The sequence below is a fragment of the Massilia eburnea genome (genome assembly GCF_009720745.1).
Taxonomy (GTDB): Bacteria; Pseudomonadota; Gammaproteobacteria; order Burkholderiales; family Burkholderiaceae_D; genus Rugamonas; species Rugamonas eburnea.
Genome location: NZ_WNKX01000014.1, coordinates 78,810 through 100,442 on the forward strand (window position 1 = coordinate 78,810; position 21,633 = coordinate 100,442).

Sequence of the window (21,633 nt, forward strand, 5' to 3'; positions counted from 1 at the left end):
GTTTTTATTCGGGACTTGGTTCAGGTTCGATGTCGAGGATGTGGTCGATGCCGATGCGGCGTGCTGCTGCTTCACGCTCCTGCGGCAAGGCAGGGTCCGACCAGACGTCAGCCACCTGGTTGCCGCTGAAGTCGCACACCAGCACGCGCAGCTGGAAGGCGCGGCCGTAGCGCTCCGGCGCGGTCAGGGTATCGATGGCCGCTTGCGCCAGGGCGCGGTGGAAGGCATCGCCCAAGCCACGTTCAACCATCAGTTCGGCGCCAAAGCGCGCCGTTTCCGCTGCGGCAATGGCGGCGCAGTCTTCCGGCGCGGCGCCGATGCGGCGCGCGACTTCCGCCACCAGGTCGGTATCGACTTCGCTGCGGTTGGCGTGGGTAATGGTTTCGCCCTGCGCGATCTTGGTCAGCTTGCCGACCATGACCGCCAGCACGACCAGGCCAATGCGTTGCGATGCCGCTTCGTCCAGTGCGTAGCGCAGGAAGTCGCCCATCTGCACGAAGCAGGCCGATGGCAGTTCCGGGCGCTCGGCGCGCATGGTGGCGATGGCGAAAGTCTCGGTGCGGCCGCCCGTCGTCAGCGCCACTACTTCATGGCCGGTTGTCGCCGCCACCTGCACTCCCTGCACCACACTGGCGCGCCAGGCTGCGGTGGAATACGGCTTGACGATGCCGGTGGTGCCAAGGATGCTGATGCCGCCCAGGATGCCCAGCCGCGCGTTGGTCGTCTTCTTGGCCATCACCTGACCGTCCGGCACGCTGATGGTCACTTCGACGCCATGCACCTGCAGCAGCGTGGGCGCGGCTTCGCGCAGGTTATCGGCGATATTCCGGCGCGGTACGGGGTTGATTGCGGGGCCGCCTACTTCCAGGCCGAGGCCAGGCATGGTCACAGTGCCGACGCCGTCGCCGGCGACGTAGCTCACTTCGCCGGCCTGGCCGGGCAACAGGCGCAGGTCGACCGTCAGGTGCGCGCCATCGGTGCAATCGGGGTCGTCGCCGGCAAACTTGACCACCATGGCGTGCGCGGATTGCGCGTCGCAGCGGCCGTCCTGCACGGCAAATCGCACCCGGCTGCCGTTGGGCAGCAGGCTTTCGATCTCCCCCGGCACCTGGCCGGTGGCCATGCCGATGACTGCAGCGCGCGCGGCGGCGGCGGCGCACGCCCCGGTCGTGAAACCGGTGCGGGTGCCGCGTTCGGCTGCTGCCTTTTCCTTCACGCCTGCCCTGCCTTCTGCTTTGCTTCGGCCAGCGCCAGCAGTGCATGCAAAGCCGCGACCACCAGGGTCGAGCCGCCCTTGCGGCCGCGGATCACGATCCACGGCACTTCCGCGACCTCCGCCATCAGGTCCTTCGACTCCGCCGCGGAGACAAAACCTACCGGCATGCCGACCACCAGCGCGGGACGCACGCCCTCCTCGCGGATCAGGCGCACCAGCTCGATCAGCGCGGTCGGTGCATTGCCGATGCCGACGATGGCGCCTTCCAGCATACCAAGGCGGTGGGCCTTGCGCATGGCCTGCACGGCGCGGGTGGTGTCTTCGATTTTCGCGGCCTCGATGACGTCGGCGTCGCTGATGAACTGGTGGGTCTTCATGCCGAAGTGCGCCAGGCGCGGTTGCGACAGGCCGGAACAGATCATTTCAACGTCCGCTACCACGGGCGTTGCACCGGCCAGCATGGCGGCGATGCCTTCGCGCACCGCTGCCGGGTGGAAGTCGGTCAGTCCGTTGAAGTCGAAGTCGGCGTTGGCGTGGATCATGCGGCGCACGATCGGCCACTGCGCGTCGGTATAGGTGTGCGAACCGACTTCAGCGTCGATGATGGCAAAGCTGTCATGCTCGATCGCCTGGCCGGCTCGGGTCAGCTGCTCGGTGACGGTGTTAACGGTGCTCATGCCGGCTGCGCCTCCGTGCTCGCTGGCGCCACGTGAGCGTGCTCATGTCCTTGCTCGTAATCGTGCGTATGGCCGTGGTCATGCGCCGCGCCATGATCATGTGTATGGGCGTGCGAGTGTCCGTGACCCAGGTCATGCGCAATCTCGCGGTAACTGCAGCCGTCGCATGGCAGGCGGCTGTCCGGCACTCCGGCGCGCAGGTCTTCCACGCGCTGGTCCATCAATTCGAAGATCTCGTTTTCGAAGCCGAAATGCTCAGTGCATGCGAAACGCACCTGCGGATACTGGCCGCGCAAGTGCTCGACCTGACGGTGGATGCGCTGCATCAGGGTGCCGGTGTACAGGTAGTACGGCAGAACGACAACCTGGCGCATGCCCAGCAACACCTGGCGCTGCACCACCTTCTCCAGGCGCGGCCAGGTGATGCCGGTGAAAGCCAAGTCCACCAGCTCATGGTCGCCCTCTTCCAGCAGCCAGCGCGCCATCTTGGCCATTTCGCCATTGGCGCCGCGGTCGGAGGAGCCGCGTCCGAGCAGCACCACGCCCGTGGTGGTCGGGTCGGGCATATCGAGCGCGCCCATGGCCTTGCGCAGGCGGCGCTTGAGAATAGCCAGCACCGGATCGCAAGCCGTCAGGTGCGGCGCCAGCAGGAATTCGGTCTGTGGACGGGCAATGCGCGCCTGCTCGATGGCTTCGGGGATTTCCATCTTGACGTGGCCTGCGGCGTTCAGGATCAACGGCACCACAAGCACGCGGCGCGAACCCGTAGCCACCTGCAGCAAGCTGGCATTCAGCTCCGGCGGTGCGAACTCAATGAAGCAAAGTTCGATGCGCCAATCCGGCCGGCGCGCACGCCACTGCTCGACGAAGTCGCGGATTTCCTGGTTGCCAGAGTCCTCGCGGGAGCCGTGGCCGACCACGAGGATAGTGTCGCTCGCGGCTTCGATTGCTGGCATCATGATCGCTTGGTTCATGCGCTCGCCTTTCTGAATCGGTGGGTAAAGGTTGGGTCGTAAAGTTTGGAGCGCACCAGGGTTTCCCAGTGCAACGCGCCCAGCGTCGGGCTGGCGACGATCATCGCCTGGCTGGCAACTCCGGCTTCGCGGCAGCGCTGTTTGATGTCGGCAAGCGTGCCGCGCAGGATCTTTTCCTCGCCCGGCCAGCTGGCCTTGTGCACCACCAGCATCGGCGCGTCTTCGGGCCAGCCGGCTGCGCGCAGCGCCGCCTCGACCTTGTACATCAGGGTGATCGACAGGAAGATGCACAGCGTGGTCCGATGCGCGGCCAGGCTCGCCAGGTCTTCTCCTTCCGGCATGGGCGTGCGGCCTTCGACGCGGGTAAAGATCACGCTTTGCGTCACCTCGGGCAGCGTCATCGACTCGCCCGCGGCCGCCATGGAGGCCATGGCCGACGAAACGCCGGGCACTACGGCCCATTCGATGCCTTCGGCGACCAGCGGTTGCGCCATTTCGATCAGTGCGCCGTACAAGCCTGGGTCGCCGGTCTGCAGCCGTACCACGGTCGCGTGGGCGCATGTTTGTTCAATCAGCCACGCCGTCATTTCTTCGAGCGTCATGTCTTTGGAGTCGCGGATCACGCAGCCGGGCGGCGCATACAGGGTGGCCGCGCGGTCGACCAGCGATCCTGCGAACAGCACGGCGCCCGCTTGCGCCAGCAGTTTCTGGCCTTTGACGGTGATCAGTTCGGGGTCGCCGGGACCGGCGCCGACGAACCACACCTTGCCTTTGGTGCCGGGTGTCATAGTTGAATTTCTCCTGAAAGTTCGGTAACCGGCTGCGCACGCAGCGCCGCCAGCACGGCATCCACGCTGCGCGGAGCGGCGCCGAAGGGCAGCACCCCGCGTGCCACCAACTCCGCATGCAGCGCCAGCGCCAGCGGCGGCTGCTGGCCTGCCGTGCGCAAGGCGTCCAGCTGCGCCGGCAATTGCACCGCCGAGGTCGAGGCGATGCAGCGGCCTGCTGCCATCATGTGAATCTCGTCGGCCCAGCGCCACGCGAAGTCGATGTCGTGCGTGGACAGCACGATCGTCACACCGCGCCCAGCCAGCCGGTCCAGCAAGGTCTCGAGCTCCGCCTGCATAGGCGCGTCCAGGCCAGCCATCGGCTCGTCCAGCAGCAGCACCTCAGGCTCCATGGCAAGCACGCCGGCGATGCAGACGCGCTTTTTCTGGCCAAAGCTAAGATGGTGCACCGGACGGCGGCCAAAGCCGCCCAGCCCCACTGCATCGAGCGCAGAGGCGACACGCGCACGCACTGTGGCTTCATCCAGGCCGAGATTGAGTGGGCCAAACGAGACGTCTTCCTCCACCAGCGCCGAAAACAACTGGCGGTCCGGGTTCTGGAACACCATGCCGACCCGCCGCCGCAGCTCGGATAAGCCCGCGCGGCCATAGTCATATGCTTGCCCCTGCCAGCGCAACAGTCCTTCGCTCGGGCGCAGCAAGCCGTTCAGGTGCTGCAGCAGCGTAGTCTTGCCCGCGCCATTGGCGCCCAGCAGCGCGTGGCGGCGGCCGCCGGCCAGCGCCAGCGAGCAGCCGCTCAGGCCCGGGCTGCCGTCGGCGAAGGTATGCGCCACCGCATCAAGCTCGATCAGCATGTTCATGCCCATAGCCAATCTCCCAAGGCCAGCGCCAGCAGCATTGCACCTGCCAGCAGCGCCAGCGCGACTTCACGCCGTGCATTGGGAAAGGACGCCGGCAGGAATCTCAGGCTGCCCTGCCAGGCACGCGCATCGGCCGCCGCCTGCAAAGCGGACGCGCGCTGCCAGACTTGCACCGCCATCTGCCCGGCCAGAAGCCCCATCGAACGCCAGCTCTGGCGCCAGCCGCGGTGCCCCAGGCGTGCCGCCTGCGCCGTGCTGCCTTCATCCCACGCCTGTCGCAATACGAACAGCATGCGGTAGGACAGCGCCATCATGTCCAGCAGCAGCTCTGGCGCACGCAAGCGGCGCAGCAGGAGCAGCAGGTCAGGCATTGGCGTGGTGAGCATGAGGCCAAGGACCGCAGTCATCACCGCCAAAGAGCGTAGCGCGATCACCGAGACCTTGGGCAACAGTGATGGCGTCCATTGCCAGCCACCGCCAGTAGCAGGAGTGAGCACCATCGTCAGGCAGGAAAGCGACAGGAACCCGAGCGGCGCCAGCGCCACGGCGAAGTATGTCCGCAGCGGCACCCGCGCACCGGCCAGGGTGGCCAGCGCCGACATCAGCGCCAACAGGGCCAATACGCCGGGGCTGCGGGAAATCCAGGCGGCCACGATCCCCGCCAGCGCAAATAACCCCTTGGCGGATGGCGCAACGCCCTGCCAGCGGCAGGCGTAGGCTGCGGCGTCAATCCGCACGATCTTCCTGTGCCGGGCCCTTGCGCGTGACCTCGCGCGCCACCGACGTGCCGAGCCAGAAACCGATCACACCGGCGCCCAAAGCCGCTTGCAGCGCGAACAGCAAGGATGCAATCTCTCCGCTAGGCGGTTCAAACAATGGCGCGAACCAGGGCTTGTATTGCGGCGCGATGGTGCCGATGGCTTGCTGGGCGCGCGCGTCGGCGCCGCTGAATGCCTCTGGCGCCGTGCCGCCCGGCTCCGCCGTCGGCGCCACGGCAAACCACAAGGGCAGCACGGTCAACAGGACAATGGCAAGCCAGGTCAAAGCGGTGCGCGCCTTCATGCTGCCTTCCCCTTGGCCAGCGCCATGACTGGCAGCAGGCGTAGTTCGTGCGCGTTGAAACGCGCCATGGCGTTCACTACCAGCACGGTCAGCAAACCTTCGCTGATGGCGATAGGCAGCTGGGTCAGCGCGAAGATGCCGGCGAACTTGGTAAACGAGGCGCCGATGCCTCCGACAGGATCGGGAAACGCGAAAGCCAGTTGCGCAGAAGTCGTCACATAAGTCGCCAGGTCGCCAAGGCAGGCGGCCAGGAACACGGCCACGCTACGCGACAGTCCTAATGCCGCGACCGCGCGGAACACGCCATAGGAGACAAATGGACCGACAATCGCCATCGAAAAGACATTGGCGCCAAGGGTGGTCAAGCCGCCATGCGCCAGCAGCAGCGCCTGGAACAGCAACACCACAAAGCCGACCGGCACCATCGCCGCGGGCCCGAACAGCAGCGCGCCCAGGCCCACGCCGGTGGGATGCGAGCAGCTCCCCGTCACGGACGGCAGCTTGAGTGCAGACAGGAGGAACGCGAAAGCAGCGGCAACGCCGAGCAGCATGCGCCGCTCGGGGTGTGCCTGCAAGCCGCGCCGCATGCTGCGCAGGCCCCAGGCCAGGAATGGTGCAGATACGGCGGCCCAGCCGAGCGCGTGCGCCGGCGGCAGGAAGCCTTCCATGATGTGCATTCGATACCTCCCGTCGAATGGTCAATAAGGACACCATCGCGGGGGACAAGAGGACGGTCGACAGGAACCGGGGATGCAAATGCGGAAAGCCAGTCGACAGCGGCTTCCCTTCACCCCGGAGAATAGTGCTGGTTCAATGTGGGCCGGTATTCTGGCTCGCCTTCATCCTTCTCCAGTGCCTTCCCGCGTGTTACCGCAGTGGCGTTGTTGCCGGAGTCGTCAGGCTTACAGCAGCGGGGGCTGCACCGGAATGGCTGCTTTTGGCAGCTTCACCGGTTTCCCGTTTAACGCGCATCCCGGGCGGGACGCGCGCACCCAGGCCGAATAGTACAGTAAAGCACTCGGGCGTGGCAACGCCGGGTTGACGGAAGGAAGCGTGTGGCCGGTGCAGTGAGGAATGTCGTATAACCAGAGTGAAAGGAGCTGGCGATGTTCGAACTCGACTTGCCCTGGTGGGAATACGCTGCGCGCGGCGTAACAACTTATCTTGCGCTGCTGCTCATGATGCGCCTGAGCGGGAAGCGTACCATCGGCCAGTTTACGCCGTTCGACTTGCTGGTCATCATGCTGTTGAGCGAATCCGTATCGCCAGGATTGACTGGCGGCGACCATTCCGTGGCCGGCGGCATGATCGTGGTGGTGACGCTGGTCGCGCTGAACCTGGCGATTGCCTTCATCACCGCGCGCAGCAAAAAGGCAGCCGAACTTGTCGAAGGGTCGGCAGTGCTGATCGGCCGTGATGGCAAAATCTTCCACGAAGTACTCAAACGCAATCACGTTGGAGAAAGCGACGTCGAACAATCGCTGCGCGACTCCGACTGCCCACTCGAAAAGATGAAGTACGCTTTCCTCGAAGCGGATGGCAAGATCACCATCCTCCAGCATTAAGTTGTACTGGCTCAGACTTGAATTGACTTCGTTTGTTCCGCCCCCGTTGCAGACATTAGGGACGTAATCAAGACGAGGCGGTCGCTTGCGCTCGCATCTTTATAGCGGCCGCGATCCGCAAAGCGTCCTTGGCCGGCGGCAAGCCGAATGCTCGACCATACTCCCGACTGAATTGGGTGGCGCTGTCGTAGCCCACGTCGTATGCCACCGCTGCAACGTTTTTTCCTGTTGTCATTAACAGTTTGCGCGCTTCCAGCAAGCGCAGCTGCTTTTGATACTGCAGAGGGCTCAACGACGTGACTGCTTTGAAATGACGATGAAAGGCTGACGCACTCATCGCAGCTTCTTCAGCCAGGACTTCCATGACTAGCGGCTGAGCAAACTCGCTGCGAATACGCTTTATAACCTTATTGACTCTGGCAAGCGTCGAATCCGGTACCGCTATATCGCGCAGCATCCATCCCGCGGGTCCCTGTAATACACGATACAAGATCTCACGCTCGAATACTGGCGCTAGCACTGGGATATCGGCGGGGCAATCCATAAGGCGCAGCATACGAACCCAAGCATCCAGTAACTCAGGCGTCACCGACGCGACTGAGAATCCCTGCTCGGCATTGGCCGGCTTGGTCGGGTCGGGCAATACCGCAAACAACTCAGCCAAGATTGGGGCAGTAAGCGTCAGCGCGACCGCCAAATACGGGGCCCCATCGACGGCAGACCGCACCACCCCGGCAGCCGGTAGACCTACCGACATTACGAAGTAAGTGGCGGGGTCATAGTCCAGGGCCTGATCTCCCACAGTCAGGGTCTTCCCTCCCTGCAATATGAGGTTGACCATAGGCTCATAGACTGCAGTCAGTTCGTGTTCTGGGATGCTGCCTTGAACCATGAACACGCGTGGAATACCGGTTTCTGTAGGACGGTTTTCTGCACGACTGGCTAATCGTCGGAGTTCATTCAGTTGTTCTAGCATGGCTGGATTGTAACCGACGTCGTAAGCCGGCCGACAAGAACCGGCCGACAAGAATAGGCAAGAATGGAGCAGGAACCGTTGCGACCGAAAACCATCGCGTCGATAAAGTTCGGTCATCCCAACCACTGAACTTCAGGAGCTTAATGAACCACAGCAAAGTCATCGTTATCACGGGCGGCAGCCGCGGCATTGGAGCCAAAACGGCTGTGGAGGCGGCACGACGCGGTCTCGGCGTTATCCTCACTTACAATGCCAACGCGGATGCTGCGCGTGCCGTGATGCGCCAGATTGAGGCTGATGGCGGCAGGGCGGTCGCGTTGCCACTGGACGTTTCTGTTGCTTCCAGCTTTGTCCTGTTCCGGGCCGAAGTCGAAAAGGCTTTGGAAGCGACCTGGAAAACCAAGCATCTGGCAGGTCTCGTAAACAACGCGGGATATGGCCTGTTCCAGCCAATCAGCTCCGTCACTGAGGCCCAATTCGACGGCCTCTTCAACGTTCATCTAAAGGCGCCATTTTTCTTGACCCAGGCATTGCTACCGCTGCTGACTAAGGGGTCCAGCATTGTCAATCTCACTAGCGCCACGACACGCGTGGCCACGGCCGGCGTCGCACCTTATGCTTCGTTCAAGGGCGGTCTTCAAGTGCTCACGCGGTATATGGCCAAGGAGTTCGGCGAGAAAGGTATCCGCGTGAACTCGGTCTCACCCGGCCCTATCCGTACTGAATTGGGTGGTGGCCTCAATGACGAGTTTGAGACACTGCTCTCGTCCCAGACCGCTCTGAGCCGTGTTGGAGAACCGGAAGAGGTAGCGCGCGCGATTACATCGCTGCTTACTGATGATGGCGGCTGGATCAACGCGCAGGACATCGAAGTGTCCGGCGGCTACGTGATCTGATCATCACGAGGGCGACCACCACTCGATAGGATGGCCCATCTGGCCACGGCGCTAAAGATGACCGGCGCCCTGTACGGCCTCACCATGACTCGCGCTACCAGCCCCAACAGATGCTCGACCAATAAAAGTATAGCCCGGGATTTCGCTATAAGCCTTGGCAGCACTCGCACGCCACCATAAAGGAGTACACGATGAATGAAGCTATGGAAATCACGACCTTTCAGCTAGCGAAGGGCATAACAATGAAAGGATTTATCGCCGCCAACACTGATGTTGACGAATGGCTCAAAAAGCAGCCGGGCTTCATCTTACGGTGCATTTGCAAAGGCCGAGATGGCAGGATCATCGATATGCTGCTGTGGAGGTCCGCTCGCGAAGGACAGCGAGCCGCCTCAAGCATCATGACGGAGCTTTCCGAATCACCAGTACACGCGGCCATCGACCGTTCCACCGTGGACTGGTCGATTCGAACGTTATGGCATCGAATTGACGGGTCGATGACCTAGATCCTGACAGAAGACTGTGCGGCCCCGCTTCCAAGTCATGCTCGTTGATAAATCGAAATCAAAGGATGTCGATGGCTGCTGTTGGCCCTTAGGCGAATTCGCCGTGATCCAATGTAAGTGCGAATTTCCGCCAACCACCGGGCGGGTCGCACTCACCCTCGCCTTCGATTTGGCTTTCATTCACCGCATTAAGGGTCACTCCGTCGATGCCAAGATTTGACCACACGCGAAGCAGCTTTCCCTGACGAGAGAATGCTAGCGCTTCTGAAGCGGACGTAACGATGACCGAGAGTTGTACTGGGAAATGTTCGAAATCACTCCCATCATACATATGACCGAAATAGCCATCGACCTGATGCCTGACTAGCTCCCTCGTCTTTGTATCGAAGATAAAGATGCAGTGACCAAAGCCGAAGTATGCGATCTGATCTACACATCGAGCATCTTTAAAGCATGGGAGGCCCGCGCTGGCAAGCACATCTATTTGAATTCTCTGTCCCTCATCATCAATAATCCCGAAACGTGCGGAGACTGACGGGTCAGGTCCAACTTCATCTGTGTAGACGATGTGATTGAAATCCCAATCGTCGATCTGTTCATTGAAATAGATGTCCATAATCTGCCGGGAACTCGATACGTCCGCAATTGGCTGCGGTTTCAACCGGTCGACGCAACACATTGATAAAACCGTTGAGCCGGTTGAATACGCACCCCTTACCGGTCTTTCTCACTCGACCGATTCGGTCGGTTGGATTCACGAAAAATGTGGCGCCCGTCCCGCAACCATGCGTAAGTTGTCCAAGCACCAAGCAATGCGCCAAAGGGAAGCGCGGCGTACTCCCACCAGCGAAGGCTTCGATCCAATACAAGAGCCGCAATTGAGCCAACAACGAGCATAGGGCCCACAATCCAAGCCGGCAGCCATTTTTCCCAAGGCAGAAGCCACATTTCTCCTCTCCTCACACTGTTTGACGCCAAGTTAGGTGACGGTGTCACATGCTAGCGATCCAGTTTTCGAATTCCTTTGCCAGGCCCGATGGATTTGCGCGCTGGGTCTGCATGGCAATTTCCTCATAATATTCGAGTTCATGTACGAGGATGGGGATCGGCTTGGAAAACTTTCGCTCGATCACTCCAGATGCGTGCAGCGCTTGAACGATCCGCACGCAAGCCTCAACGAAGCAGGCGGTAATTCGGTCAGCCATCTGCATGCATTGTTCAAAATCTGCTGCTTCTTCTTCATCCGAGTACCAGAGTCCGCGCGCCTTCAAATGATCTTCCAGCAGCATGCCGGCTTGAGTCCCCGGTTCGCCAATGAATTTCAATTCGTTCTGAAGCCAAAAAGCGAAATTCCATTTCGCCTCTTCCGCACTTGACGCTGATGAGGCGCAGGCGTTCGCCTGTGCCAGGGTGTTATAGCCGACCTGAAGGACGGGATACCGAGGATCGTCGTCGATTTCAAAGACGAAGAACGAAAGCGCATAGATATCGGGATCGACACGCGTGTCGACATTCCCCAACACTGTGCAAATTTCGTCGAACGCGAATTTTTCAAAATCATTCATTGAGGATGCCGAGCGGCTGATTAGTCTCTATAGGCTAAAAACATACCTGTTGTCGATGACGGTCATCTCAAAGCCACGGCCAACGTTTGACACCATGTAACCGTGAGGATAATTCTTGGCGTAGATGCGCAAGTTGTAGCGCTGCAGGCCCAGTTCAATTTCATAGTCGAGCCATGTCGGAATTCGAATCGACTTTCCGATGCACGCACGTCCACCATCACTTTGGCTGCTCCATTCAATCCAGACACGGGACCAAACGTCCAGGAACAGCGTCACATGTACAAGGTTCTGGTCAAGTGCCAAGGTCAGGCGCTGCTCCGTCATGCGGTGCCGGACAAACATGACGACCATTACGCCAAGAAAGACATACGGGTAGTCACGCCCGATCCTGGTCGCGCCGATCAACATGGCGAGAGAAAAAATGATGGCAAATACTGCGAGCCATTTGGCCCACAGTTTCCACCGTCCGCTTGGCTCGCCCGAACTGACGTTCGCGATCGCGGTATTCAAAGGAAGCCGATGTGCTTGCGTTCCAGCCCCGACATCACCAGCTTGATGTAGCGGTTGGGGATGTACAGCTCCACCTCCACCATCGCGCCGTCGGCATTGCGCGCCTCCGACACCAGGTGGAAGAAACTGCGGTCAGGACTGGCCTCCTTGCAGGGCAGGAATTTGCCCGCCGGTCCGTCGGAAAGGTAATCCTTCAGCGTGGCGCCCAGTTCGGCCACGCCCTCGTCGGTCAGCAGCACACCAAAAGCCATCACAGCCTCCTATTGTCCAAACATGCGCACCTTGGCCAGCAGCTTGGTGGTCGAGCGGTCGTGCTCGAAGTCGATGGCCACCGCCTTGCCGCCGTAAGCCAGCACCGCCTGCCCTTCCGGGATCGCAGTCATGTCGTAGTCGCCGCCCTTGGCGTAGATTTCGGGCTTCGCCTGCAGCACTGCTTCCAGCGCGGTGTCCTCGTCGAAAGGCACCACCAGGCTGACCGACTCCAGCGCTGCCAGCAGCGCCATGCGGTCCTCGCAATTATTCAGGGGACGGTCGTCGCCCTTGCCCAGGCGCTTGACCGACGCGTCGGTATTGGCCGCCACCACCAGCGAGGCGCCCAACGAGCGCGCCTGCGCCAGATAGGTCACGTGGCCACGGTGCAGGATATCGAACACGCCATTGGTCATCACCACCGGCTTCGGCAAAGCCGCCACGCGCGCGGCAAGCTCCTCGCGCGTGCACATTTTTTTCTCAAACTCGATCATTCTTCTTCGTCTTCCTCTTCTTCCTCGATCTGCATGCTCAAGCCGCCCAACGACTTGGGCGCCGCCGCCACTGCCGGCGCTGAGCCATCTGGCGGTGGGCGATTGCTGTGCAGCTTGATCTGCAGGCGCAGGCCGTTGGTCGAGTCGGCGTTGCGCAACGCCTCTTCGTAGCCGATATGGCCCTTATTATAGAGATCGAACAGGGCCTGGTCGAAGGTGCACATGCCCAGTTCGCGCGACTTGGCCATGATCTCCTTGATCGAGTGGAAGTTACCCTTGAAGATCATCTCGGCGATGGTTGGGGTGTTCAGCAGGATCTCGATGGCCGCCTTGCGGCCCTTGCCGTCTTCGGTGCGGATCAGGCGCTGCGAGACGATGGCGCGCAGGTTGGACGACAGGTCCATCAGCAGCTGGTTGCGGCGTTCTTCCGGGAAGAAGTTGATGATACGGTCCATGGTCTGGTTCGCGTTGTTCGCGTGCAGGGTGCCCAGGCACAGGTGGCCCGTCTCGGCGAATGCGATCGCGTGCTCCATGGTCTCGGTGTCGCGGATTTCGCCGATCAGGATCACGTCCGGCGCCTGGCGCAGGGTGTTTTTCAGCGCATGGTGCCAGGACAGGGTATCCACGCCCACTTCACGGTGGGTGATCAGGCAGTTCTTGTTCTTGTGCACATACTCGACCGGGTCTTCCACGGTAATGATATGGCCTGCCGAATTCTGGTTGCGGTAGTCGATCATGGCCGCCAGCGAGGTCGATTTGCCGGAACCGGTACCGCCCACCACCAGCACCAGGCCGCGCTTGGTCATCACCACTTCTTTCAGCACTTCGGGTAGGTCCAGCTTCTGGAAATTCGGGATTTCCGAGGCAATCGTCCGGCACACCATGCCGATGGCCTGCTGCTGCACGAAGACGTTGACGCGGAAACGGCACACATTGGGCAGCGAAATGGCGAAATTGCACTCCAGCTCCGTCTCGAACTCGCGGCGCTGCTTCTCGTTCATGATGGCGTAAGCCAGGGCCCGGGTCACGTCCGGGGTCAGTCGCTGCTGGCTCAGGGCCCGCATGGAGCCTTGCGACTTGATACTAGGTGGGAAATCCGCCGAAATGAACAGGTCGGAGCCGCCGACCTGGTGCATTGCTGTCAGCAGCTTATGGATATATGACTGGGCTTCTTCATGGCCTAGTGTGGAAGACATATTCGCCTCGTTATGTGGGATTGCTGGTCATTATAGCCATTGCCCTCCCCCATCCATGGCATTGCAACAAGGCATTCACCTGTGTTCAAATGGGTTTATGACACTGACCGAGCTCAAATATATCGTAGCAGTTGCCAGAGCGAAACACTTCGGCCATGCCGCCGAAGCGTGTTTTGTTGCCCAGCCGACCCTTTCTGTCGCAATTAAGAAACTGGAAGACGAACTCGGCGTCGTCCTGTTTGAGCGCGGCGGGGCGGAAATCTCCGTCACCCCGCTGGGCGCCCAGATCGTGGCCCAGGCGGAGCGGGTGCTGGAGCAGACGGCGGCAATCAAGGAGCTGGCAAAGCAGAACAAGGACCCGCTGGCCGGGCCCCTGCGGCTGGGTGTCATCTATACCATCGGTCCCTACCTGCTGCCGCCACTGGTCAAGCGCATGATTGAGACCACGCCGCAGATGCCGCTGGTGCTGCAGGAGAATTTCACCGTCAAGCTGCTGGAAATGCTGCGCCAGGGCGAGCTGGACGCGGCCATCATGGCGTTGCCGTTGCCGGAGCACGGCATGTCGGTGCAGCCGCTGTATGACGAGCCCTTTGTGGTGGCGATGCCAAAAAATCATCCCTGGGCCAGCCGCAGCGCCATTCCGGCCGAGCACCTAAAGACCGAAACCATGCTCCTGCTGGGCAATGGCCACTGCTTCCGCGACCAGGTGCTGGAAGTGTGCCCGGAAATGGCGCGCTTCTCCTCGCCCGGCAACGGCATGCAGCGCACCTTTGAAGGCTCTTCACTGGAAACCATCCGCCATATGGTGGCCAGCGGCATCGGCCTGACCGTGCTGCCGCGCGCTTCGGTGCCGGACATGGAAGGCCGCGACGGCATGTTGGCATTCCGCTATTTCGAGAGCCCGGAGCCGAACCGGCGCGTGGTTATCGTCTGGCGCAAGAGCTTCACCCGCAAGGCTGCCATCGACGCCATCGTCGCCGCCGTGGCCGACTGCCAGCTGCCCGGCGTCCACATGCTGAACGGCCACGCAGAGTAAAATGCGGGGATGCAAGCGATTACCCCACCCCTGAGCAAACTCCAACTCTATTTCCGCCTGGTCCGGCTGGACAAGCCGATCGGCACCGTTTTGCTGCTGTGGCCCACGCTGGCCGCCCTGTGGCTGGCCTCCGGCGGCGTGCCGGACTGGAAGCTGCTGCTCATTTTCTCGCTGGGCACCTTCCTCATGCGTTCGGCCGGCTGCGCCGTCAACGACTACGCCGACCAGGATTTCGACAAGCACGTCAAACGCACCGCCGAGCGCCCGATCACTAGCGGCCGCGTCAGCGGCAAGGAAGCGCTGGCCATCGCGGCCGGGCTGTCGCTGGCCGCCTTCCTGCTGATCCAGCCGCTCAATGCCCTGGTCAAGCAGCTGAGCGTGGCTGCGCTGATCATCGCCGGCACCTACCCTTATTTCAAGCGCTTCTTCGCCATCCCGCAAGCCTACCTGGGCATTGCCTTCGGCTTCGGCATGCCGATGGCCTTCGCCGCCGTGCAGGGCACGGTGCCGCCGGTGGCCTGGCTGCTGCTGCTGGGCAATGTGTTCTGGGCCGTGGCCTATGACACCGAATACGCCATGGTCGACCGCGACGACGACCTGAAGATCGGCATCAAGACCTCCGCCATCACCTTTGGCCGCTTCGACGTGGCCGCCATCATGTTCTGCTACGGCGTGCACCTGGCGATCCTGCTGGTGGTCGGCCATTATTTCGCCCTTGGCCTGCCCTTCCTGCTTGGCATGGCAGTAGCCGCCGGCTGCGCCGTCTACCACTACTTCCTGATCCGCGGGCGCGAGCGTGCGCCCTGCTTTGCCGCCTTCCGCCACAATAATTACCTCGGCGCCGCTGTCTTCGCAGGCATTGCGCTCGACTACGCGTTGCGCTGAGCTATACTGAAATTTCCCGAGTGCTGTTCACTGAGACGAGGCGATCATGGACCAGACACCACTTGCCAAACCCAATGGGGGCGGCGTTGCCAACGGTAAGAGCCATACCCAACATGAAAACATGGAAGCCCGCGAAAAACTGATGGGCGACCTGAAACAGGCAGTGCAGGAAGCTGAGACCTGGCTGCGCAATGCAGCCGCTGCCAATTCCGACGACCTGGGCATGGTCAAGGCCAAGTTCGAAGACACGCTGCGCACGGCCAAGCGCGACTTGCTCAAGCTGGAAGACAGCATGATCGCGCGCGGCAAAATGGCAGCCCAGGCCACCGACCACTATGTGCACGACAACCCGTGGAAGTCGGTTGCAACCGGCGCCGCCATCGGTGTGATCGTCGGCCTGCTGATCGCGCGCCGCTAGCGGCCATTGATGCGGCCGCTCGCTGCAAGCCTGCGGCGGACGCCAGCAATCCCGAGGTGAGCAATGGCATGGCATGCGCAGCTCAGGCTCGCCCTCGCGCTGGCATTGAGCGCCGGAGCGGCGCTTGCCGCCGAAGTCAGCATGGCTTTCGGCGAGAAGATTGCGCCCTTCTGCTTTCCCGAAACCGACTCCGGCATCGAGCTCGACGTGATGCGCGAAGCGCTGGCCTTCCGCGGCCATGTACTCCGGCCGCACTATTACTCGTTCGCCCGCATTCCCGTCGCATTCAAGGCTGGCGAGGTGGATGCCGCCATGACCGACCTCGGTGAGGACATGACGGGCTGGGGCGCATTCTATGGCAATCCGGCCGTCATTTACGACAATGTCTTCATCACGCTGAAGGAGCGCCACCTGTCGATCAACAAGCCGGAAGACCTGAAAGGACTGACCGTCATTTCCTTCGCCGGTGCGGCCAAGCGCTATCCCGACTGGCTGGACCCGGTACGCAAGGCAGGCCACTATTTCGAGCAGAACGACCAGGCGCTGCAAGTGCTGACACTGGACCGCGGCCGCTACGACGTCGTACTGAGCGACCGCAATATCTTCAAGTACTTCACGCTTCAGCTCATGCTCAACAAATCGTTCAAGCCGCGCCCCGTGGTGGAACACCAGTTCGTCAAGCTGAACCCGATGGATTATCGGCCGGTATTCCGCGACGCCGCCATCCGCGACGATTTCAACGCCGGCCTGAAGAACCTGAAAGAGAGCGGCCGTTTCCAGGCCATCTACGCTAAATACCTGGCTGGTGATTGAGCCCGTCCGCGACGTCGCGCGGCCGCCACGGCCGCGGCAGGCGGGCGTTTGCCAGATTTGCACGGTGTTAGAATCGGCTTTTCGCCGGTCACCGCCCATTGCATGTCAGACAACACTACCACCTCTTTCAGTGCGCTGCGCGCGGCCCTGTCCGAGCGGGTAGTGGCGCCTGGCGCCCATGCTGAATCGCTTGGCGCCTGGCGTCTCAGCCTGTTGAACGGCATGTGTGCGGCGTCGTGCTACCTGGGTCTCCTGCTCGGGTTTCCTAGTGTGTATCTCAGCGTGCAGAACCAGCTTTGGGCGCTGGTGGCAGCCGACGCCCTGGCGCTCGGCACGGTCACGCTGCTGCATTTTCGCCACGGTCTGGCCTACCGCTACCGGGCTGCCGCTTTTCTTGCTGTCGTCTACATCCTCGCAGTAGCGCTACTGTTTGCGGTCGGCACCCTCTCGCAGATTTATCTGCTGGCCGTGCCCGTGCTCAGCGCGCTGCTGTTGGGACGGCGTGCCGCCATGCTGGCCATCGCAACTTGCAGCGCTACGCTGTTCGCGGCGGGCTACTTCGGCAAAATCCCGCAGGGCACGCCTACCGAGACGGCGACGCCACTGCTGCACTGGACTGTCATATCCACGAACTTCATGCTGGTGGCGTCGCTGCTGGTCTTGTCCTGCGCCTACCTGCTGCAAAAACTGGAATCGCAAATCGGCGTGCTGCAGGCGCGTGAAGCGGCGCTGCGCGAGTCGATGGCGGCGCAAAAGGCGGCGGAGGAATCCAATGAGCAGAAGAGCGAATTCCTGGCGATGATCAGCCACGAAGTGCGCACCCCGCTGGGCGGCGTGATCGGCATGCTGCGCCTGGCGAAAAAGGATGCCAGCCTGTCGTCCGATACGCGCAACAAGCTGCGCATCAGCCTGGGCAACGCCGAAGTGCTGCTGCATATCATCAACGACATCCTCGATTTCTCGCGCCTGGAAGCGGGCAAGATGCCGTTCGAAACCATCGACTTCGACTTGCCCGCCCTGCTCAACGACGTGGTGGCGCTGCTGGCGGACCGCGCGGAGACCAAAGGCATTTCCCTCGTGGCCGACCTGACGCCTGACTTGCCGCAGTGGTGGCTGGGCGACCCGGTGCGCCTGCGCCAGGTGGTGATGAACCTGGTGGGCAATGGCGTCAAATTCACCGAGCATGGCGAGGTGCGCCTGTCGGCCCGCGTCACGGCGGGCGGCGGCATCGAATTGACGGTAACGGATACCGGCATCGGCATCGACAACTCGGAACTGGAGCGCCTGTTCCATCGCTTCGAGCAGGCCAGTGCCGCGACTTCGCGCAAATACGGCGGCGCCGGCCTGGGGCTGGCGATCTGCAGGAACATTGTCGATACCATGGGCGGCGCAATCGATGTGCAAAGCGCACCTGGGCAGGGCAGCGTGTTCCGCGTCTACCTGCCGCTGCAGGCGGGCCGGCCGGTGCCGGTGCATGCTGCCGGCGTGCGCGTGCGGCACTCGGCCAGCCTGGCGATCCTGTGCGCGGAAGACGGCAGCACCAACCAGATCATCCTGCGTGAGCTGCTGGGCGATATGGGACATGCCGTGACCATCGCGGAAGATGGCGTGGCCGCGCTGGAACGCCTGGCGGAACGCGATTACGACATGGTGATCATGGATAGCCGCATGCCGCGCATGGACGGCGTTGCGGCCTTGCGCCAGCTGCGTGCTGGCGCCAGCGGAGTGCGCAATCCCGCCGTGCCGGTGATCGCGCTGACCGCCAACGCTGCCGATGACGAGCGCGAACGCTTCATGGCCGCCGGCGCCAACGGTTTCCTGCCCAAGCCGATCGACGAAGCGAGCCTGCATGCTGAGATCGGCCGCCAGATTGCGTTGCTGCAGGCCGCGAAAACCCCGTCCCTGGCTGCGCTGGATGCTCTGTTTGTCCAGGAACGGGAACCGGTGCGGCGCACAGCGCCCAGCGCGGCGGTGCGCGCCGCCTTCCTGCGCGAAGCGCCACGCTTGATGGCTGCGATTCAGGAGGGCCTGGCTGGCAGCGACGCGGCAAAGGTCAGCCTGAATGCGCACACCCTGCTGGGCGGCGCCGGCCTGTTCGGCGCCGTGGAACTGCGTAGCCTGTGCGGGCAAATCGAATCGATGGCCGAGGCCAGGCAGTTGTCCAGCCTTGCGCCGCTGGTCGACGCGCTGGAAATCGAACTCGCGGCCGCACTCGCGGCACTGGCGCCAGCGCCGCAGCCGGCGCCGCAGCCGGCGCCGGCACTCGAGCCGGCGCAATAGCCAGGCCGCTGGCAGCTTAGCCTGCGGCGCCGAGCTGTTCGCCCAATTCCTTGCCGCGTGCTGCGGCGGCTTTGACGGCGGCGATGATGGCGGCCTTCACGCCGCTCGCTTCCATGCTGGTCAGCGCGGCGTACGTGGTGCCGCCTTTCGACGTCACCTTCTCGCGCAAGACCGGCACCGGATCGGCTGATTCCACGGCCAGTTGGGCCGCGCCGGTGAAAGTCGCCATGGCCAGCTGCTTGCCCTGCTCCGCCGTCAGCCCCAGTTCCTGGGCCGCCTGCTGCATCGCTTCGATGAAATAGAACACATAGGCCGGGCCGCTGCCCGAAACCGCCGTCACCGCATCGATCTTCGACTCATCGTCCAGCCACACCGTTTCACCAACGGCGCGCAGGATCTGGTCGGCCGCCTCGCGCTGCGCAGTGCTCACGCCCGACGAGGCGACCATGCCAGTCACCCCCTTGCCGATCAGGGCCGGGGTATTGGGCATGGTGCGCACGATGGCCTGGTAGCCGCCCAGCCAACGCGACAAATCCTGCGCGCGGATGCCGGCCGCAATCGACAGCACGAGCGGCGAACGGCCCGCCGCCCGCGCTGCTTGCAGCAGCGGCAGCAGCTGCTGCGTCACTTCATGCATCACCTGCGGCTTGACCGCCAGCACCAGCACCTCGGCTGCGCCAACGGCCTCGCCGGCGACGCCAGCAACGGTTACGCCATATTCCTGGCGCAGCTTTTCCAGCGAAGCCGGGTTCGGGTCCACCACGTGGATATTGCCCCCCGGGGTCAGCTTGCCGGCCAGGCCGGCGATCAGGGCGGCAGCCATATTGCCGCCGCCAATGAATGCGATCTTCATTTCCTATCCTTTGTTGTATTGGCGCGCGCCAAAAATGGCCGAGCCGACGCGCACGATGGTCGCGCCCTCGTGGATCGCCGGCCGCATATCGGCCGACATCCCCATCGACAGGGTATCGAGTGCGATGCCTTCGGCGCGCAGTTGTTCGTAGAGTTCACGCAGCACGCGGAAGGCCGCGCGCTGCCTGTCGAAATCGTCTTCCGGCTCGGGGATGGCCATCAAGCCGCGCAAGACAAGGCGCGGCAGCGCGGCCACGGTACGGGCCAGCGCTGCGGCGTCGGCGGGCAGCACGCCACTTTTGCTGGCCTCCCCGCTGGTGTTGACCTGGATGCACACCTGCAGCGGATGCAGGCCCTCGGGCCGCTGCTCGCTCAAGCGCTGCGCAATCTTCTCGCGCTCAATCGTGTGCACCCAATCGAAGTTTTCGGCTATAAGACGCGTCTTATTGCTCTGGATTGGTCCGATAAAATGCCACTCGAGCGGCGTACAGCTGCGCATCTTCGCCAGTTGCCCGATCTTCTCCACGCCTTCCTGCACATAGTTCTCGCCGAAGGCGCGCTGTCCGGCCAGCACCGCCTCGAACACGGCCTGCGCCGGGAAGGTCTTGGAGACGGCCAGCAGCTGGACTTCGTTGGGCATACGCTGCGCTTCGCGTGCGGCAACGTTAATTGCTTCAGTAACAACTTGCAAGTTGTGGGCTATTGTGGACATAATCGAATGAGACAGGGCCAAGCTTTTTTGGCTATTGAAAAAGCACAGGGATTATAAATGGACATTTCCGAACTTCTCGCATTCTCCGTCAAGAACAAGGCATCTGACTTGCACCTGTCTGCAGGCTTGCCGCCGATGATCCGCGTGCACGGCGACGTGCGCCGCATCAACCTTCCGCCGCTGGAGCACAAGGACGTGCACGGCATGATCTATGACATCATGAACGACGGCCAGCGCAAGGCTTATGAAGAGATGCTGGAATGCGACTTTTCGTTCGCAATTCCGGGCCTGGCGCGTTTCCGCGTCAACGCCTACAACCAGGAACGCGGCGCGGCCGCCGTGCTGCGTACCATTCCTTCCAAGATCCTGTCGCTGGAAGAACTGAACGCACCCAAGATCTTCGCCGATTTCGCCATGAAGCCGCGCGGCCTGGTGCTGGTGACCGGCCCGACCGGTTCCGGCAAGTCGACCACGCTGGCGGCGATGATCAACCATCTCAACGAAAACGAGTACGGCCACATCCTGACCATCGAGGACCCGATCGAATTCGTGCACGAATCGAAGAAGTGCCTGATCAACCAGCGCGAAGTGGGTCCGCATACGCTGTCCTTCAACAACGCACTGCGCTCGGCGCTGCGGGAAGACCCGGACGCCATCCTGGTGGGCGAGTTGCGCGACCTGGAAACCATCCGCCTGGCGCTGTCGGCCGCCGAAACCGGCCACCTGGTGTTCGGCACCCTGCACACCTCGTCCGCCGCGAAAACCATCGACCGTATCATCGACGTGTTCCCGGCCGAAGAAAAGGAAATGGTGCGCGCCATGCTGTCCGAATCGCTGCAGGCCGTCATTTCCCAGACGCTGCTCAAGACCAAGGACGGTTCCGGCCGCGTCGCCGCACACGAAATCATGGTCGGCACGCCGGCGATCCGTAACCTGATCCGCGAAGCGAAGATCGCGCAGATGTATTCCTCGATCCAGACCGGCAACAACGTCGGCATGCAGACGCTGGACCAGAACCTGACGGACCTGGTCCGCCGCAACATCATCTCGCCGGTCGCCGCGCGCGCCGCCGCCAAGATTCCCGACAACTTCCCAGGCTAAAC

At 62.2% G+C, this 21,633-nt stretch carries 26 protein-coding genes and 1 riboswitch; of the genes, 9 read left to right on the forward strand and 17 right to left on the reverse strand.

What is annotated here, in order from left to right; all coding sequences use genetic code 11:
* Positions 1-4 precede the first annotated feature (4 nt).
* The 8 genes from GM658_RS18070 to GM658_RS18105 are packed head-to-tail and all read right to left on the reverse strand — an operon-like array spanning position 5 to position 6,254.
* Positions 5-1,216 carry a cobalt-precorrin-5B (C(1))-methyltransferase gene (locus GM658_RS18070; RefSeq protein WP_170298866.1) on the reverse strand — a complete coding sequence of 404 codons (1,212 nt, stop codon included), beginning with the start codon at positions 1,214-1,216 and terminating at the stop codon, positions 5-7.
* Positions 1,213-1,893 (reverse strand): precorrin-8X methylmutase, encoded by a 681-nt coding sequence (locus tag GM658_RS18075; protein ID WP_155455451.1) that lies wholly within the window; start codon positions 1,891-1,893, stop codon positions 1,213-1,215. The genes GM658_RS18070 and GM658_RS18075 overlap by 4 nt, the downstream gene beginning before the upstream one ends.
* On the reverse strand, positions 1,890-2,867 hold the full coding sequence (locus GM658_RS18080; RefSeq protein WP_229416966.1) for a sirohydrochlorin chelatase: 978 nt from the start codon (positions 2,865-2,867) through the stop codon (positions 1,890-1,892). The genes GM658_RS18075 and GM658_RS18080 overlap by 4 nt, the downstream gene beginning before the upstream one ends.
* The gene (gene cobM / locus GM658_RS18085) at positions 2,864-3,655 is read right to left on the reverse strand and encodes a precorrin-4 C(11)-methyltransferase (protein ID WP_155455452.1); all 792 of its coding nucleotides are present in this window, start codon (positions 3,653-3,655) and stop codon (positions 2,864-2,866) included. Before cobM ends, GM658_RS18080 begins: the two co-directional genes overlap by 4 nt.
* Positions 3,652-4,515, reverse strand: coding sequence for an energy-coupling factor ABC transporter ATP-binding protein (locus GM658_RS18090; RefSeq protein ID WP_155455453.1), 864 nt, complete (start codon positions 4,513-4,515; stop codon positions 3,652-3,654). The genes cobM and GM658_RS18090 overlap by 4 nt, the downstream gene beginning before the upstream one ends.
* Entirely contained in the window at positions 4,512-5,252 is a 741-nt protein-coding gene (cbiQ, locus tag GM658_RS18095; RefSeq protein WP_155455454.1) for a cobalt ECF transporter T component CbiQ, read from the reverse strand. The genes GM658_RS18090 and cbiQ overlap by 4 nt, the downstream gene beginning before the upstream one ends.
* The gene (locus GM658_RS18100; RefSeq protein ID WP_155455455.1) at positions 5,242-5,577 is read right to left on the reverse strand and encodes an energy-coupling factor ABC transporter substrate-binding protein; all 336 of its coding nucleotides are present in this window, start codon (positions 5,575-5,577) and stop codon (positions 5,242-5,244) included. The genes cbiQ and GM658_RS18100 overlap by 11 nt, the downstream gene beginning before the upstream one ends.
* Positions 5,574-6,254, reverse strand: a complete 681-nt coding sequence (locus tag GM658_RS18105) for an energy-coupling factor ABC transporter permease (protein WP_155455456.1) — start codon at positions 6,252-6,254, stop codon at positions 5,574-5,576. The genes GM658_RS18100 and GM658_RS18105 overlap by 4 nt, the downstream gene beginning before the upstream one ends.
* Before the next feature lie 124 nt (positions 6,255-6,378).
* A riboswitch (cobalamin riboswitch) is annotated at positions 6,379-6,588 on the reverse strand.
* Between the two features lie 95 nt (positions 6,589-6,683).
* Between GM658_RS18105 and GM658_RS18110 the strand changes: the two genes are divergently transcribed.
* Positions 6,684-7,142, forward strand: coding sequence for a DUF421 domain-containing protein (locus GM658_RS18110; protein WP_155455457.1), 459 nt, complete (start codon positions 6,684-6,686; stop codon positions 7,140-7,142).
* 67 nt (positions 7,143-7,209) lie between these two features.
* On the opposite strand, the gene GM658_RS18115 is transcribed toward GM658_RS18110, so the two are convergent.
* Positions 7,210-8,118 (reverse strand): AraC family transcriptional regulator, encoded by a 909-nt coding sequence (locus tag GM658_RS18115; RefSeq protein ID WP_155455458.1) that lies wholly within the window; start codon positions 8,116-8,118, stop codon positions 7,210-7,212.
* Between the two features lie 143 nt (positions 8,119-8,261).
* Here GM658_RS18115 and GM658_RS18120 point away from each other — a divergent pair, with 143 nt between their 5' ends.
* Positions 8,262-9,014, forward strand: coding sequence for an SDR family NAD(P)-dependent oxidoreductase (locus tag GM658_RS18120; protein ID WP_155455459.1), 753 nt, complete (start codon positions 8,262-8,264; stop codon positions 9,012-9,014).
* A gap of 191 nt (positions 9,015-9,205) precedes the next feature.
* Positions 9,206-9,520, forward strand: a complete 315-nt coding sequence (locus GM658_RS18125; protein ID WP_155455460.1) for a hypothetical protein — start codon at positions 9,206-9,208, stop codon at positions 9,518-9,520.
* A gap of 88 nt (positions 9,521-9,608) precedes the next feature.
* Here the strand turns inward: GM658_RS18125 and GM658_RS18130 are convergent, their stop codons facing one another.
* The 6 genes from GM658_RS18130 to GM658_RS18155 form a co-directional block, all read right to left on the reverse strand.
* The gene (locus tag GM658_RS18130) at positions 9,609-10,136 is read right to left on the reverse strand and encodes a hypothetical protein (protein ID WP_155455461.1); all 528 of its coding nucleotides are present in this window, start codon (positions 10,134-10,136) and stop codon (positions 9,609-9,611) included.
* Positions 10,137-10,512: 376 nt separating this feature from the next.
* Positions 10,513-11,085 (reverse strand): hypothetical protein, encoded by a 573-nt coding sequence (locus GM658_RS18135; RefSeq protein WP_155455462.1) that lies wholly within the window; start codon positions 11,083-11,085, stop codon positions 10,513-10,515.
* Between the two features lie 27 nt (positions 11,086-11,112).
* Positions 11,113-11,595: a hypothetical protein gene (locus tag GM658_RS18140; RefSeq protein WP_155455463.1), complete on the reverse strand. Its 483-nt coding sequence runs from the start codon at positions 11,593-11,595 to the stop codon at positions 11,113-11,115.
* On the reverse strand, positions 11,592-11,846 hold the full coding sequence (locus GM658_RS18145; RefSeq protein WP_155455464.1) for a hypothetical protein: 255 nt from the start codon (positions 11,844-11,846) through the stop codon (positions 11,592-11,594). The genes GM658_RS18140 and GM658_RS18145 overlap by 4 nt, the downstream gene beginning before the upstream one ends.
* Positions 11,847-11,855: 9 nt before the next feature.
* Positions 11,856-12,338: an adenylyltransferase/cytidyltransferase family protein gene (locus GM658_RS18150; protein ID WP_155455465.1), complete on the reverse strand. Its 483-nt coding sequence runs from the start codon at positions 12,336-12,338 to the stop codon at positions 11,856-11,858.
* Positions 12,335-13,534 carry a PilT/PilU family type 4a pilus ATPase gene (locus tag GM658_RS18155; RefSeq protein ID WP_155455466.1) on the reverse strand — a complete coding sequence of 400 codons (1,200 nt, stop codon included), beginning with the start codon at positions 13,532-13,534 and terminating at the stop codon, positions 12,335-12,337. The genes GM658_RS18150 and GM658_RS18155 overlap by 4 nt, the downstream gene beginning before the upstream one ends.
* Positions 13,535-13,631: 97 nt before the next feature.
* Here GM658_RS18155 and GM658_RS18160 point away from each other — a divergent pair, with 97 nt between their 5' ends.
* The 5 genes from GM658_RS18160 to GM658_RS18180 all read left to right on the forward strand — a co-directional run bounded on the left by GM658_RS18160 (position 13,632) and on the right by GM658_RS18180 (position 18,966).
* Positions 13,632-14,570, forward strand: a complete 939-nt coding sequence (locus GM658_RS18160; protein WP_155455467.1) for a hydrogen peroxide-inducible genes activator — start codon at positions 13,632-13,634, stop codon at positions 14,568-14,570.
* A 30-nt stretch (positions 14,571-14,600) separates the two neighbouring features.
* The gene (ubiA, locus tag GM658_RS18165) at positions 14,601-15,455 is read left to right on the forward strand and encodes a 4-hydroxybenzoate octaprenyltransferase (protein ID WP_155455529.1); all 855 of its coding nucleotides are present in this window, start codon (positions 14,601-14,603) and stop codon (positions 15,453-15,455) included.
* A gap of 46 nt (positions 15,456-15,501) precedes the next feature.
* Positions 15,502-15,873, forward strand: a complete 372-nt coding sequence (locus GM658_RS18170) for an ElaB/YgaM/YqjD family protein (RefSeq protein WP_155455468.1) — start codon at positions 15,502-15,504, stop codon at positions 15,871-15,873.
* Positions 15,874-15,936: 63 nt separating this feature from the next.
* Entirely contained in the window at positions 15,937-16,686 is a 750-nt protein-coding gene (locus tag GM658_RS18175) for a substrate-binding periplasmic protein (RefSeq protein ID WP_155455469.1), read from the forward strand.
* Positions 16,687-16,788: 102 nt separating this feature from the next.
* Positions 16,789-18,966, forward strand: coding sequence for an ATP-binding protein (locus GM658_RS18180; RefSeq protein ID WP_155455470.1), 2,178 nt, complete (start codon positions 16,789-16,791; stop codon positions 18,964-18,966).
* A 16-nt stretch (positions 18,967-18,982) separates the two neighbouring features.
* Here GM658_RS18180 and proC read toward each other — a convergent pair whose 3' ends face one another.
* Together proC and GM658_RS18190 are read right to left on the reverse strand one after the other, a co-directional pair.
* The gene (gene proC, locus GM658_RS18185; RefSeq protein WP_155455471.1) at positions 18,983-19,819 is read right to left on the reverse strand and encodes a pyrroline-5-carboxylate reductase; all 837 of its coding nucleotides are present in this window, start codon (positions 19,817-19,819) and stop codon (positions 18,983-18,985) included.
* A 3-nt stretch (positions 19,820-19,822) separates the two neighbouring features.
* Positions 19,823-20,530, reverse strand: a complete 708-nt coding sequence (locus GM658_RS18190) for a YggS family pyridoxal phosphate-dependent enzyme (protein WP_155455472.1) — start codon at positions 20,528-20,530, stop codon at positions 19,823-19,825.
* Between the two features lie 57 nt (positions 20,531-20,587).
* On the opposite strand from GM658_RS18190, the gene GM658_RS18195 reads away from it, so the two are divergent.
* A complete protein-coding gene (locus GM658_RS18195) occupies positions 20,588-21,631 on the forward strand; it encodes a type IV pilus twitching motility protein PilT (protein WP_155455473.1) in 1,044 nt (347 codons plus the stop codon).
* Positions 21,632-21,633 lie beyond the last annotated feature (2 nt).